This is a genomic window from Pseudooceanicola nanhaiensis DSM 18065 (genome assembly GCF_000688295.1).
In the GTDB taxonomy this organism is placed as follows: domain Bacteria; phylum Pseudomonadota; class Alphaproteobacteria; order Rhodobacterales; family Rhodobacteraceae; genus Pseudooceanicola; species Pseudooceanicola nanhaiensis.
Genome location: NZ_JHZF01000011.1, coordinates 1 through 13,989, shown reverse-complemented (window position 1 = coordinate 13,989; position 13,989 = coordinate 1). Strand labels below are relative to the sequence as shown.

The following is a 13,989-nucleotide window of genomic DNA, read 5'->3' as shown; positions in this document are numbered from 1 at the left end:
ACTGCTCGAAACAATCGAATGCGCGTCGTATGCAATGCTCTTCGTGCACGCGACAAGTTACCGCGGAGACGATCTTCCGACAGCTTGGAATAGCTACGGCGCCAGGATCGCGGATCTGGCTTCCGAGCATCGCCAGACAATGCTTGCCATGCAGGTTTCGCCTGACGACTTATCTCGCGTCCCTGCGCCCACAGGCGGTCACCAAGCCTTCGAGCTCCAGGGATCAGGCCCGGGAACTCGAAGGCCGGTCTTGAAGCCATCTCTCATACTTTAACCGGTCGAGCGTCTACCCAACTGCGTTTTGACAGGCGCCGCTGAGCCAGCCGGTCTGTATCAGATCCTCGGCAACCCCGGCCTATCTCGGACACGCCCTACTAAGGACCGAACTTATCATCGCCTGTTCCGTTTCCATCCGGCGGGCCGCATCGACCGATGCCACCGGAGTCGACCCGCCGATCGCGGCCGCAAGCGCCTCGTCGAATCCGATCTCCCCGCTGCAAACCTGCCGGGCCACGTCGTGAAGGATGGCGTGGGCCTTCAGACGCCCGAACCTCTCGGCCAGCCTCATCATCGTCGTTTCGGAGTAGATGAGACCGTTCGTCCGCTCGAGGTTTCGCAACATGCTCGCCGTGTCCACCTCGAGTCCCGCAATCAACTCGCGCGCCAGCGAAATGGCGCCGGAGAGCGACAGGATCGCATCGCAGATCACCGCGCGCTCGCGGTAGCCGTGACCAAGACCCCGCTCATGCTCCTGCAACATCGCGTCGAGCACCACGCCCGAGGCGCCCTGGACGCTGCGCGCCGCCTCGACGATTGCCTCGCACATCACCGGGTTCCGCTTCTGCGGCATCGTCGACGAGGCGCCCCGCCCCTCGGCCGCCGGTTCGCGCAGTTCGCCCACCTCGGTGGACATCATATGCGCGATGTCGAGCGCCATCTTCCCCAATGCGGCCAGCATGGTGGCCACCGCCGAAGTGAGCGCCGCCATCCGGTCGCGGCTCACGTGCCAGGAAATGTCGGGCTCGGCCAGGTCGAGCGCGGCGGCAAGCCGGCGCCGGACCTCGAGTCCTGACTGTGGCAGGGAAGAGAGCGTTCCGATCGCGCCACCGAACTGGAGCACCGAGGCACTGTCGAGGGCGCCGGCCAGTGCAAGGCGGCATCGGTGGACCTGGTCGAGCCAGAGCGCGACCTTGTAGCCGAAGGACATCGGCACCGCATGCTGAAGCTTCGAACGCCCCGCCATCGGGGTCTCGCGATGCCGCTCCGCCAAGTCCGCGAGCGCAGGTTCCAACGCGGCCGCCTGGTCCAGCGCCGGCCCGAGCGCATCGCGGATCTGGAGCACCTGCGCCGTGTCCATCACGTCCTGCGTGGTGGCGCCGTAATGCACCCATTCCCCGTGCTCTCCGGCCAGCTCCGCCAGCATCGTCACGAGCGGGACGACGGGATAGCCCACGCGCGCCGCCCGCGCCCGCAGCGTGTCCATGTCGAGCGCGTCGAGGCGGCAGGCCTTCGCAATGGCCCCCGCCGCCTCGGCCGGGATCACGCCGAGATCGCCCTGGGCCCTTGCCAGGGCGATCTCGAACCTGAGGTAGGCATCGACCGTTCCGGCCTCGCCGAAGATCGCGGCGGCGCGGCGGTAGCCAGCCGTCTCGGACAGCAGACCGGGCGCGGTCGATGCAAGGCTCATGGGCTCAGTTCTTCCCGGCAGGGGCGATGGCGTCCGGGATCTCGACCCCGAGCTCCTGGTAGTAGCGCGCGGCGCCGGGATGGAGCGGGATGAAGGTGTCCTTCAGGATGTTCTCCGCCAGAATCCCCTTCGCCGCCGAATGGGTCGAGACCATCCGGTCGTTGCCTTCGAGCACGGCCTTCGTGATCTCGTAGGCCAGGTCGTCCGACATCGAGGCGTCGGCGACGACGAAGTTCCACATCGCGACGGTGGCGAGGTCGCCCTCGGGCGTCTTGTAAGTGCCCTTGGGAATGGTGAATTCCACTGCGTAGGGATTGGCCTCCATGATGCCCTCGAGGGTCTCGTCGGACATGCCGAAGATCGTCACGTCCTGGGTGTTCTCGAGTTCCGAGAGCGACGGGTGCGGGATGCCGCCCGCGGTGACGATGGCGTCGAGCCTGCCATCGGCAAGCTGGCTGGCCTGGTCGCCGATCCCGCCGTATTGCAGGCTGGCGTCGATCCCCATGTTCCCGAGCCACCGGGTCCAGTAGGTGCCACCGGTCCCCGCGCGCGGGCCCGCGCCGACGCGCTTGCCGTCGAGCTGGTCGAGCGCGGTGATCCCGCTGCTCTCAAGCGCGATCATCTGGAACGGCGTGGGATACATCGCGAAGAGCACGCGCAGGTCGCCATACGTGTCACCGGGGGCGAGCTCGAGCTTGCCTTCCATCGCCTCGAAAGCCGGTCCCGAGGTGGTCATCGCCAGTTCGGTCTGCGCGCCCTTCAGCAGGACCAGGTTCTGCGCCGGCCCCTGGGTCTGCCGCGTCGAGGTCGGGATGCCGACGACGTCCGAGACGAGCTGCGCCACGCCCTCGCCGTAGATCGCGTAGACGCCGCCGGGCGAGGCCGTCGAGATCGTCATCGACGCCGGGCGGTCCTGTGCGGACGCCGGCAGGGCCGTTGCCGCGGCAAGCGCCGCCGCCGTGATGAAACGTGTGGTGATGGTCATGGAGTTCCTCCTCTGTCTGACTCTCATGGGTGGTTTCTGTCGCCGGCGAGCGGCGCTGTCGCCCGGCCGGACCTGTGCCAGGCCCAGCCCAGCAGGATGGCGGCGAGGGCGAGTCCGGCGATGTCGGTGGCGAGGCTCGACCAGAGCAGGAGCAGCGCGGCGACAGCCGCCACGATCCGCTCGGCCGGGTTCGCACGGCCGAAGAGCTGCCCCTCGCCGGCGACGGCGATCAGGTAGATCGCGACCAGCGCGGTGACGAAGACATGGGCCGTCTCGGTCCAGTCTCCCTGCAACAGGATCTCGGGGCTGGTGTAGAACATGAACGGCAGGACGAAGGCCGCGATGCCGTAGCGCATCGCCTTGATCGAGGTCGGCCACGGCTTGCCGCCGGCGATCGCGGCGCCCGCGAAGGCGGCGATGGCGACCGGCGGGGTGATCGCCGAGATCACCGCGCAGTAGAAGACGAAGAGGTGCGCGGCGAGCGCCGACACCCCCATCTGCTGAAGCGCAGGCGCCACCACGGCGGCCGCGATGGCATAGGCCGCGGTCGTCGGCATCCCCATGCCGAGCACGATCGAGATCAGCATGGCGAGGATGAAGGCCAGCGCCTGGCTCTCGCCCGCCGCCGACAGCAACACCGACGAGAAGCGGCCGCCCAGCCCGGTGAGCCCGAGCACGCCCACCACGATCCCCGCGCAGGCCATCACGGAGATGAGTTGCAGCGACTTCCGCGCCGTCTCGGCAAGGCCGGTGAAGGTCGTGCGGGACATCGTGGCGAGCACCCCGGGAAGTCTGGTAGCCTGCCCCCGGACCAATGCCAGCACGAGCATCAACCCCGCGCTCGCAGCGGTCGCTATGGCGCCCGCGAAGTTCACCTGCATCCCCGTCAGCGGCAGCGCCACGAAGAGGCAGAGCGGCAGGGCCAGCACCCGGGACCGGAAGCCCAGCTCCCGGCAGAGCAGCACCAGCAGCGTGGCGGCGAGCCCCCAGGTTCCCGCGGCGATGATCGAGTAGCCGGAGAGCAGCAGATAGAGCAGCACGGCAAGCGGCAGGAGCAGGAAGACGTCTCCGGCCAGTTCCCTGGGCTTCGGCAGCTCGGACCGCGGGATGCCATGCAGGCCCAGGCGGCGCGCCTCGAGGTCCACGGTCAGGTAGATCGCCGTGTAGAACAGCAGGCAGGGCAGGATGGCGGCGACGACGATCTCGGAATAGGGAATGCCGGTGATCTCGGCCATGATGAAGGCCCCTGCCCCCATCACCGGCGGCGCGAGCTGGCCTCCGGAGGAGGAGGCGGCCTCGATCCCGCCCGCGTTCTCGCGGGGATAGCCGACCCGGCGCATCATCGGAATGGTGAAGGTGCCGGACGCCACCACGTTCGCGACGGCCGAACCCGAAACGGTGCCGAAGAGCAGCCCGGAGAAGACCGAGACCTTCCCCGGCCCGCCCCGTGCGGCCCCGAAGAGCATCATCGCGAGCCGCATGAAATACTCGCCCGCGCCCGAAGCCTCGAGGAACACGGCGAAGGCCACGAAGAGGATGATGTAGCGCGATGACGCAGCGACCGTCATGCCGAAGATCGCGTCCTGGCTGTAGAGGAACGAGAAGAAGTTGTCCGTCTCGAACCCCGAATGCCGCAGGATCCCGGGCAGCCACTGGCCGACGAAGACATAGGCCACGAAGACCAGCGCGATGATCGGCAGGACCGGCCCCGCGACCCGCCGCGCGAATTCGAGCACCACGATCGTGCCGACGACTCCGCAGAGGAAATCCAGCGGCGTCGTCATGACACCGGTGCGCATGATGAGCATGTCGAGGTTGGCCGCGACGTAGACGCTGCACCAGACCGCCCCGGCGATCAGCAGCAGGTCGGGCAGCGCGACCCAGCCACGTTCCCCGCGCCAGGCCCGAATCCCGACGAATGCCAGGACGGCCCCCATGTTCACGTGGATCACCCGGTAGACCCATTCGTCGATCGACCAGAAGTTGAGGACGGTGAGGTGGAAGACGGCATAGAGCGCCGAGGCGATCAGGAGGCCCGTCGCGAGACCGCGCGGCAGGTTTCGGTCGATCCCCTCCGCATCGAGGTCGGCTGCCTCCTGCACCTGCCGGCCTTCGGTCTGGGCCATGTCCGCCATCGTCATCCCTCCCCTGGCATCGCCAAACTTATTCGAATAAGTTGACTTATGCGGATATGCTTGGGCATAATTTCCCTGCCGTCAAGATGCCTTGGCGCGCACCCGCGTAAGCCATTGAAAGGGATATAAAATGAAGAAGAGATACCCGGAAGTGGCCGCGCGAATCATGGCCGACCTGCGCTCCGGCGCGTTCAAGGTCGGAGACGCGATGCCGAGCGAAACGGCGCTCTGCGCAAAGTTCGAGGTCGGTCGGTCAACCGTGCGGAGCGCGATTGCCGAACTCGAGAGGCTCGGCCTGGTCGAACGCCGCCAGGGCGCCGCGACGCGGGTCCGCTCGATCGAACCGCCGCCGACCTACGTCCATTCCATGTCCGCAAGCGGGGATCTCATGCAGTTCGCAGGCCCATCCTGGCGAGAGGTCCGCGACATCTTCCCGGTCGTCGCGGACGAGACACTGGCGATCGCCCTCGACGACCGTCCCGGGCGGCGCTGGACGCTTATCCGTCAGACCCGGCACATCGGGGATCAGGCGACACCCGTGGGCTGGACGGACGTCTACCTGAACGAGGCGTTTCAGGACATGGCAGAGGACATCCGGGACTATGCCGGTCTTGTCTACACGTTGCTGGAAGAGCGGCACAACGTGGTCATCCGAGAGATCCACCAGTCGATCCGGGCGGCGCCGGTTCCTGTCGACATCTCACGGACCCTGAAGGTCGAAGCAGGGAGTGCGGCCCTCGAGCTTCGGCGAACCTACCTTGACGGTGAGGGGACACCCCAGATCATCACCCTCAGTGTCCTCCCGGCCGAGAGCTACCGCTACGAAATCGTGCTGCGCCGCCAAGCGTAAAGTGGGTTTTCGTCGTTGCTATGAACACCTTCAGGGCAGGCAGAAAGCCAACCAAGGTCAGTGGCTGCTGGACTTCTGCTTGCGCCCGTATCTGCCTGCCTCAGCGGACTAAGAACCTTTGTCGAGCGATAGACCAGTTGGATGGTTCCGATCAGCTTTCGGCGTGGCAAGCCAGGGGCTGAGACGCAAAGCGAGAATTGCGTGGGGTCGGGACTTTCGCCTGCCGCATCACGCGGTCGATCAGAGACAGCAGCTCGTCCCCCGGCAATCGACGTCCCTTTCGAAGCGCGTCAGCCAGAACCGGACCGCATAGGAATTGCCATCGCTTCCCAGCTCCTGCAAGCGGATATCCGGTGCCGGTTCGGTCTGGATCAGGCGCGCCTCGCCCACCGCCTTCAGGATCATTTCCTTGGCGGCGTCCAAGGGAACTTCATGCGCAAGCTTCAGAGACAGCTGCGCGCGATACTGCGGTTTCGGGGCGGAGTAGTTGATGATGCGTCGGCGCGCGACCTGGCTGTTCGGTAGGATCATGAAGATCGAGTCCAGCGTCAGCAACCGTGTCGAGCGCCAGCCAATTTCGATGACCTTGCCTCGTGCGACTTACTCAATATCGACCCAATGCAATTGACTTTGGGAACGGCTCCCACCATCGGAAAGGCCCCAGGGGGACAGGCAGCGACAGCGAGGTAAGTCGCGCTCGCGCCGGAATTCGACGTAACACGCTGGCCCGGCAAGATCATTACGACACGGGAAGTGCCTACTGTCAAATGGGCTCCGCTTGTCTGGAAGTGCTTAAATGCGGCCAAACAACTTCCCGCGTTGGCTTGGCGCCAGCTTGTATAGCACTGACATATCCCGGCGAACCGGTGCGAGATACACCGATCTCATAATGTCACTTCCCAGGCTTGTTGCCTTCCTCTTCTTCGAGGGGTTTTTTCCAAGATCCTGGGACCGGATAGCCTTGCACAATGAAAGTCTGTTTCATCCTCCCACCTTAGCACAATGACTTAGCCGGCGATACTGCTTGGAAGGGGTCTGCCGAAGTTGCGCAGCGAACTTACCGGCTCATGCCTGCGTGATTAGCGTGAAGAGTGGGACGCAAGCTCAAGACCTCCTATTGTCTGCACGAAGTAAGCTCTCATGACCATAGACTTGCCGGCTGCATGCTGCACTGCCGCCATATTCTGACGCTTTACGATGTGGATGTCCGCTCCCCTCCAGTGCTCACAGATCCGCCCCCGCGCACGGTGCCAACAATGCCGGAAACGCTTCGACCTGAAACGGCGGAACAAGAAATTCTGTTCTGCAAAGTGTAGAAAACAGCACTGGCAAGTCTCGGATCGTGCATCCCACCGGCAGAACTCGAGCAACAGCAAGTCGAAGCGGCGAGACAACTACGAGTTGTTCGACTCCATTCTCTTTCTGACGGAGCGCTATCGGTTCACGCCGACTGTAGAACGCGAAGCTTTCATCGAAGACCTGATCCGAAGCGCGCGCCAAGGGGCTCCACGGCTCCGGGCCGCCTTTACGAACCCGTTCTTCCTACAAACGGAACCTGGTGACCTCTTCCGAAAGGTCCTCCGCCGGAACCATCTCGACGAGTCCATCGTCAACATCGCCGACCGGTATTGCCGTAAAAAGCACGGGTCAAGCCTCAGGCAGGTGTGCCTCATAAAAACAAATTAAATTCAATGACTTGACGGCAAGTTATCAGCTTCACAAAGCGTCGTCACCATTCTTCCCATATATGGGCGCTCCGCGCCCGTGTGCCGACGGCAAGTGCCGGAGCACGGTTGGTCACCCCTGCCCGGGCCCGTTCCTCCGCGGACGGTCCGGACGAGGCGTGCCTGAGAGAAGGCATGTAGGTCGAACGGATCGTTCGTTTCACTTGAAATGGAGCGAACATGCGACCGACGCGACGCGGAGCCACAACGTCTGGAACTCAAGCAGGTGGCTACGCCCGACTTGTGGAGCTCCGCGACTACGTCAAGCTGGGTATTCGGACGAGACCGGACGGTGAGCGTTACCTGCCGCTCTTCGTGCGTCTTGAGGACGAGATCCGGCAACTCGAGGCAACGTCGGCGAGACTCGCGGAAATCCGATCCGCGGCGCTCGCTTGATCGGTCGATGCCGAGCCCGGGCCTCAGCCGGGGCCCGGGCTGGCGAAGTGCCCTCCGCACGCCCCAACAAAGGCGCACGGAGAAAAACCTTCGGGACGGTTACCGAAGGTAGCTTCACGGACCCAGTTCCCTCGAAAGAAGGAATTGGACATGAAATCGAAAGCACCCGGATCAGCCACCGTCAGCGAGATCGCCCGACACTGGGCACTGTCGCGTGAGACGACGCAGAAGTTGCTCGACGTCGGTAACATCGCACCCGTGGAATCCGGCCCCCGCCGATACGATTGGCGCGATGTCTGGTGCCTTGAGGGCGCGGCCTACGTCCCATCCGAGGAGATGTCGGCTTTCAAGAAGCCGCTCTTGAAACCCGCCGAGGCGCAGGCCGAATACCTGAGAAAGCTGCGGCCGCGCACAATCTCGGACCAGGCGAAAAAAGGTAAACTGCCGGGTATCAAGCTGGGCACCGAATGGCGGTTTCGCGAACGCGATGTGAAACGTCTGGAGGGGTCTGCGAATGCTTGAACGATCGCACCTCCAGCCGCTTGTTGCCGCAAACCGGCAGGTTGGCGGCGAAAGCGCCCATACCGCCGGGGATCCAGCCGACCACCGGCCAACATACCCGGGATGTATGTTGCCAGGTGTCTGGCTGGAACGTGCCAAAATTCGGACGAATTGCTGGAAACCGGCTGGTTTGCGGCATGTCTTCCTACCGGTCGTGATCGGCTGGCGGGAGGTCTTTCGGTGAACCTCCCCTCCCCCCGAACAACTCCGGAAGGACCGCGAAAATGATGATGACCATGGAAACGCTCGCGGATCTCGTTCCGACACTCGGCTATTCTGACAAGCACGGCCGTAACGTCGCTGGCTCGGTGCGGACCAGTGCCAAAGTCTATCAGACTGAACTCGGTCGGATCGAGGCGGACCTGGCGGACTTCGACGCGAGGTGGGGTTTTGGACGCATATCACGCTATCCGAGCTACTTCGACACTGCCGACCAGTTTCGCACTTGGCGCAAGAATGTCCGCGCCGCCATTCGCAGAGCACACGGGCATCAGCAACCCACCACTCTAAGCGAAGAGTGGCAGGCGCTCCTGGCGTGCGTGCGCGAGAACCAAGGTAAGAGCAGGCCGCTGGGACCCAATTCGGATCTGACGATCGGCGTGGTGGCACGTGTGGCATCAGCCGCGGGTATTGCTCCGCATCAGTTGACGAGCGCATGGATCGATGAGAGCGCGCGAATGCTCCCGAGCGAACCACGGAAATCGTTTTGCCGCGGAATCGAGGGGGTCAACCGCGTGTTAGAACGCGTGCCCTTTGCATTCTCGGGCTTCCGGTTGCCGAACGGTCCTCTGCCTGTGCCGGCAGCTCTTCGAACGCGCCCGACCTCATGGACGCGGGCGGCCAAGAATCCGGAGGCCACTCTGGTCTGGGCAGACTTCGACAGGATCATGGAAATCCGGAAATTCGGAGAAGAGAACCCTCAGATCGAAGGCACACCTTCGGGTTACAAGGACTCCTCAGTCAAGAGCATGAAGGAATCCGTGCAATGGCTGCTCGGATGCCTTGGCGCTATCGATCTCCTGCAACCTGGTATGGATCTTAGTGAGGCGATCACGCACGCGAACCTCGTTGCTGCAATCAACCACTGGATCGCGAAGCGGAAAGCCCGTGGACTTCAGTCAGACAAGACCACGCTCCATGTGCACACGAGCCGCCTTGTCCAGATGGCACTCGAACACTTCGATCCGTCATCCAAGGAAGCGGCGCGACTACGCAAGTTGCGCAAGGCGCCGGCCATCAAGACGAAATCGGTCGGCCGCATGTCTGTTGCCCGCGAAGAGTGGATCAAGGAGTTTGATCGGGACATTGCGTCGCAGGCGAAAGTCCATCAGTTGCCCGAGACTCTAATGCAGCGAGCCATTCCGGTCCTCGATCGCTATGATCGCGGGCTCGCGGTTCAGAAGTCCAAGCTGATGATGGCGCTTCGCCTCGGGGTCGCAGCGGCCCAGACCGCAATCTTGTTCCGGGCTTCGCCGATCCGAGCAACGAATCTTCGCACTCTCAGGATGCGCGGAACGGGAGCGGAGTTGCTCTGCTTCGATCTCGTTGACGACAGTCGTCTGCGAGAATTGCGTCTCAAGTTGCCCGGAGCAGCTGTGAAGAACGGTGCGGACATCGACGAAGTCGCCGATGACGATCTTGCACCGATCCTACGATGGTATCTCACGAATATCCGGTCGCGGCTGATCAAGGCGCACCCTTTCGGCAAGAACTGCCGGGACAGTGACTATCTCTTTCCGTCAACGTCCACGTCCGCCTCAGAGGCCAGCACCTTCAATCGAAACTTCAGGGAGGGCCTTCTGGAAGTCGGCATCGACATGCAGATGCACCAGGCCAGACACGTGACGGCCTACTTCATCCTGTCTGTCGATCCGAACGGCTGGGACGATGCAGCCGCCGTCCTGAACATCGACGTCGATACCGTGCGCAAGCACTACGGCTGGCTTGATCGCAGGAAAGCCTCGGAGGCGGGTAGAGAGAAGTTGCGTCAGGCTCGAACCATAGCCGCGCGCCACCGGAAAGGGCACTTTGCAGAATGACGGAATTTTTGAGTCACGCGCAGCTTCAACCTGCGCAGCAGCGCATGTTGGAGCGCTGGCACGATCACCTGCGCCATCGTGGCGTTGACGTTCCGAGACCTGAGGACTTTCTGTCTTTCGGAGGCATATCCACGCTCGAGAGGCTGCGAACCGTCCTGTCCGGCGTCGATGAACGCAGTGCCTCCGCGATACGTCCGGCGCTGCGGGAACTCAGGTCGAAGAAGTGGCGGAGGGTGAAGCCGACGCCAGAAACATCCCAGACACGCACGCCGCGAACAAAGGCAACGCTATCAGTTCCCGAGGCCGAACTCCCGAGCCTCTGGCGCAAGCGAATCCGTGAGATGCGACGCTTGCGTGACGTGCAGGATCAAGGCCTGCTGGACCTGGATGATCGTCAACCGCCCGCCACGTCCGTAATTCGAAACTTGGTTAGCACTCTGCGTCAACTGGCGAAGAGCTGCGCTAACCGCCAATTGCCAGCGGCGATGACCAAAGACGCGGTGACAGCATGGCGGGAGGATTGCCATGGCCGCTGCATGAAACCCGTCTCGATGGCAGCGCGATTGAAAGAGCTGTGTATTTTCGCTGATTGGTGCGACGAGGACGATGACATGCTCGAGCATCTGCACAAGACGCGCGGCCGCTACTTACGGGCGGCCACAGGTGACATGAAGCTCAAGGACGCCTGGGCGCTCGAAAACCCAGTCAACATCGGTGACGTCTGGGTGCGGGCTGAGGATCTGCTTGCCGCCAGCCATGGCGAGATGGCCGGCTCAGCGGCTCGAGCCCAGGCGATCCTGGATGCGGCATGTCTCGCTCTCAGCGTGGTCTGTCCCTTGAGGTGCGGCGACTTGCACCGCATTCGTTTCGGCACGCATCTGCGCCGTCACGCCACCGGATGGTCGTTGCGGATTACTACATCCAAGACTGAGACGGAGTATGACCGGCCCTCGCTCTGGCCTGAGCTGACGCCCTTCCTGGATGCGCTGTTGATGCTCGATACAGCCCAAGCCGATCTCTGGCGTGCCTACGACGAGAAGAGTGGCCAGCCGATCTTCTCGCATGATTTCGGAGAGACGGAGCCCTATGTCGAGTGGCCGTCACGGTGCTGGCGCAGACACTTCGGCACCGGAGAGCACATCGTTCGTAGCCTCTGGCACAGCATGATGTTTGAAAGCGAAACCGACGAGCAGTGGATAGCGCTTGCCCTATGCGGCCAAGGGAACGGCCGCACCGCCCAGGCCTACATCCTGGCCGGCGCGAGGAGCCGGGCGAGTCGCCGAGGAAGAGCCAAAGTTCGCGAGCATCGGATGCGCACGACAGCGCAGTGAGCATCACGCACTTTTTCTGTGTCAAGGCTTCCCATCCGCCGGCAGTGGCTAATATTGCTGTCGGTTGCGAGAAGGTTGAAGCGATGGCCGTTGCCCCCCGAGACGATCCGGTCCTGACTTCACTGATGGGTGGATAGCAACCTGCACGAGGCAAGTTGGGGGGGGCCAGATACTTCTTCCGCATCGGTCACCAGATATCCATTTCCTGTCCTGATCAAGCATGAAAGGCCAAGATCATGTCACTTTCTCCCGCCCACCACGAAGTCATGGAACTCGTTAATACTGGCGACCTACTCCTCGCCCACGAACCAGAAGGGATCCGGTTCTACCTTCGCGACAAGCAAATCACGATGACTGGCCGCCTAATCATTCGGCCCGACTGGAACGAGGGTCCGGACGACCGGCCCGGATTGATGCCTGTTATCCAGAAACTTGAAGACGGCGACACAGGTTACTGCGAGGCAGGCTGCGAGCCTGCCATCGAAGGGCTTTCGAGGATCTATGACGCTCTTCGCACCCGGCTTGCCCCCAGCAGGCTCTTCCGTCGCCAAAACGGCCGCTGGATGCTTACGGCACATGCCTAATGGGGTGGTTGTGCGGGAGTATCTACCCGCCGCCGTTGGCAAGCTCAAACTTGAGCGACGAGACCGTTCTTTTGGGCCATTTCGAGGAGCGTCATGACATAAGCCAGCGATTCGCCACCGCTGTCCGAACCCTCCAAGGTTCTTCCGCCTGGTGCCGAGGGGAGCATGGCGCGCTCGGCCTCGTTGTGGTCGATACCGACCCTGCCATCTTCGAGGAACAACTCGAAGGTGGCCAGCGGCTGGCACTTTAGCGGAAGGCCTCGGCGAAATCGCTGAATAGCCCCGCGTTTCTTAGACGCTTTCGTGTCTCAGTTTCTGCTGACGCTCGAAGGCGACGGGTGACGCCAGAGTTTGGTTGTGACTAACGGCCCACAGCGGCCGCTCAACATCCTACCACCACTCTGCGCAGCAGCCCGTCATTCCGGACATTCGCTGCATATGTAGCCAAGCGCTCACTCGGCCACATCTTCGGCATTGCAGCGGCAAACCCATATGCTTCATATTGTGGTGGGGCTGACTAAGCCCACTACAGGCTGATGCTGCCTGCGCACGCACAAGAGGTTTCCCATGGACGAGTTGAGTCAAGAATGGTTCGAACTGCGAGACCATCGCCGCAGGTTGTATTCTCGTGCCGTCTGGGTCCCGGTCTACGGCACAATTCTTCCTCTCGAACGTGGACGTTACCCTGAAGTTGGGCATGTCGAGGAGACACTCGCCGTTGGGTCAGCAGTTATCTTCAACGACAAGCGCGAGAAAGCAGAGGAGTTAGATTGGCATTATTGGTCCCTCGACAACACGACCCCTTACCTGGACGGAGATGGACAATATTTTGAGGCCGAGTCTTTCTACGACGATCCCGATGGGCGCCTCGGGCTGAGGCTTGTCCTTACGCGTTATCTTAATTCTACTCACCCACGGCACGTTTTCATCAATCAAGACTTCGTAATGGCCTACGGGCTTCTTGAAGAAGGCGACTACTGGCTGCGCCCCGAAGAGGGGTATGAACAAGTAGTCCGACTAACTCGTAAGGAAGATGGAACCGTTGTATTCGTTGAAATTCGAGCGGAATACCTAAAGGACTATTTAGCTGCGCGGAACGCGGCGCTTCGCCTCTACTATTACCGTCAGCGCCGAGCAATCCTTCAGCACGATCCAAAGTTCGACTGGCCTGAAGACTTCTCGCTCGTTTCTGAGCCGAATGACAGCCTCGAAGTGCGGTGCCACGAGATAGACGCATCAGGGGACTTCCCCGGCACTACTTGGGCGGTGTTCAAAGCGTGGAGAACTGACGTTGACGCGGACGAGGAGGTTCCGGACTTTTCCCTCCACGACGATGAAGCCACCAAGACGGGCTCTGTTGCACAAATCGTGTGAGGGATTCATCTCGTGAATCCAGCGTGGTAGCTGGGATGCATGAGCAGACCTACACCCCCAACCTACAGAACCAGGAACTGGCCAGCCTACAATGAAGCGCTCAAGCGCCGGGGCTCGCTGACGATCTGGTTCGACCCTGAGATGAGCTGGGATGGCGCGCCGACAGGCCGGCGTGGCCGACAGCAAACCTACAGCGATGCCGCTATCCAGACCTGCCTTTCAATGAAGGTCTTGTTCGGCATGGCGCTCCGGCAGACGACCGGGTTCGTCGAAAGTCTGCTGCGACTGGTTGGCCTCGACTGGACGGTGCCCGACTTCAGCAC

General features: G+C 62.4%; 12 protein-coding genes. 8 read left to right on the top strand and 4 right to left on the bottom strand.

Annotation, left to right across the window (positions count from 1 at the left end; genetic code table 11):
- Positions 1-355 precede the first annotated feature (355 nt).
- Genes Q344_RS0101035 through Q344_RS22770 form a run of 3 tightly spaced genes read right to left on the bottom strand, consistent with a single transcriptional unit; the run spans position 356 to position 4,807 of the window.
- Positions 356-1,687: a class-II fumarase/aspartase family protein gene (locus tag Q344_RS0101035; protein WP_051630180.1), complete on the bottom strand. Its 1,332-nt coding sequence runs from the start codon at positions 1,685-1,687 to the stop codon at positions 356-358.
- A gap of 4 nt (positions 1,688-1,691) precedes the next feature.
- A complete protein-coding gene (locus Q344_RS0101030; RefSeq protein WP_028285012.1) occupies positions 1,692-2,672 on the bottom strand; it encodes a TAXI family TRAP transporter solute-binding subunit in 981 nt (326 codons plus the stop codon).
- 23 nt (positions 2,673-2,695) lie between these two features.
- Entirely contained in the window at positions 2,696-4,807 is a 2,112-nt protein-coding gene (locus Q344_RS22770; RefSeq protein ID WP_051630470.1) for a TRAP transporter permease, read from the bottom strand.
- Between the two features lie 130 nt (positions 4,808-4,937).
- Between Q344_RS22770 and Q344_RS0101020 the strand changes: the two genes are divergently transcribed.
- Complete coding sequence (locus tag Q344_RS0101020; protein ID WP_028285011.1) at positions 4,938-5,657, top strand: GntR family transcriptional regulator; 720 nt, start codon at positions 4,938-4,940, stop codon at positions 5,655-5,657.
- A 240-nt stretch (positions 5,658-5,897) separates the two neighbouring features.
- Here the strand turns inward: Q344_RS0101020 and Q344_RS26530 are convergent, their stop codons facing one another.
- Complete coding sequence (locus Q344_RS26530; protein WP_028285010.1) at positions 5,898-6,212, bottom strand: mechanosensitive ion channel domain-containing protein; 315 nt, start codon at positions 6,210-6,212, stop codon at positions 5,898-5,900.
- Positions 6,213-7,927: 1,715 nt separating this feature from the next.
- On the opposite strand from Q344_RS26530, the gene Q344_RS26450 reads away from it, so the two are divergent.
- The 7 genes from Q344_RS26450 to Q344_RS22760 all read left to right on the top strand — a co-directional run.
- On the top strand, positions 7,928-8,299 hold the full coding sequence (locus tag Q344_RS26450) for a helix-turn-helix domain-containing protein (protein ID WP_028285009.1): 372 nt from the start codon (positions 7,928-7,930) through the stop codon (positions 8,297-8,299).
- A gap of 263 nt (positions 8,300-8,562) precedes the next feature.
- Entirely contained in the window at positions 8,563-10,377 is a 1,815-nt protein-coding gene (locus tag Q344_RS0101005) for a hypothetical protein (protein ID WP_028285008.1), read from the top strand.
- Positions 10,374-11,708 (top strand): hypothetical protein, encoded by a 1,335-nt coding sequence (locus Q344_RS25970; RefSeq protein ID WP_156954604.1) that lies wholly within the window; start codon positions 10,374-10,376, stop codon positions 11,706-11,708. Before Q344_RS0101005 ends, Q344_RS25970 begins: the two co-directional genes overlap by 4 nt.
- Positions 11,709-11,944: 236 nt before the next feature.
- Entirely contained in the window at positions 11,945-12,292 is a 348-nt protein-coding gene (locus Q344_RS0100990) for a hypothetical protein (protein ID WP_028285006.1), read from the top strand.
- Between the two features lie 50 nt (positions 12,293-12,342).
- Positions 12,343-12,543, top strand: coding sequence for a hypothetical protein (locus Q344_RS0100985; protein WP_156954603.1), 201 nt, complete (start codon positions 12,343-12,345; stop codon positions 12,541-12,543).
- A 316-nt stretch (positions 12,544-12,859) separates the two neighbouring features.
- Complete coding sequence (locus Q344_RS0100980) at positions 12,860-13,666, top strand: hypothetical protein (protein ID WP_028285004.1); 807 nt, start codon at positions 12,860-12,862, stop codon at positions 13,664-13,666.
- 39 nt (positions 13,667-13,705) lie between these two features.
- On the top strand, positions 13,706-13,989 hold a 284-nt coding region (locus Q344_RS22760; protein ID WP_036538587.1), incomplete at its 3' end, for an IS5/IS1182 family transposase.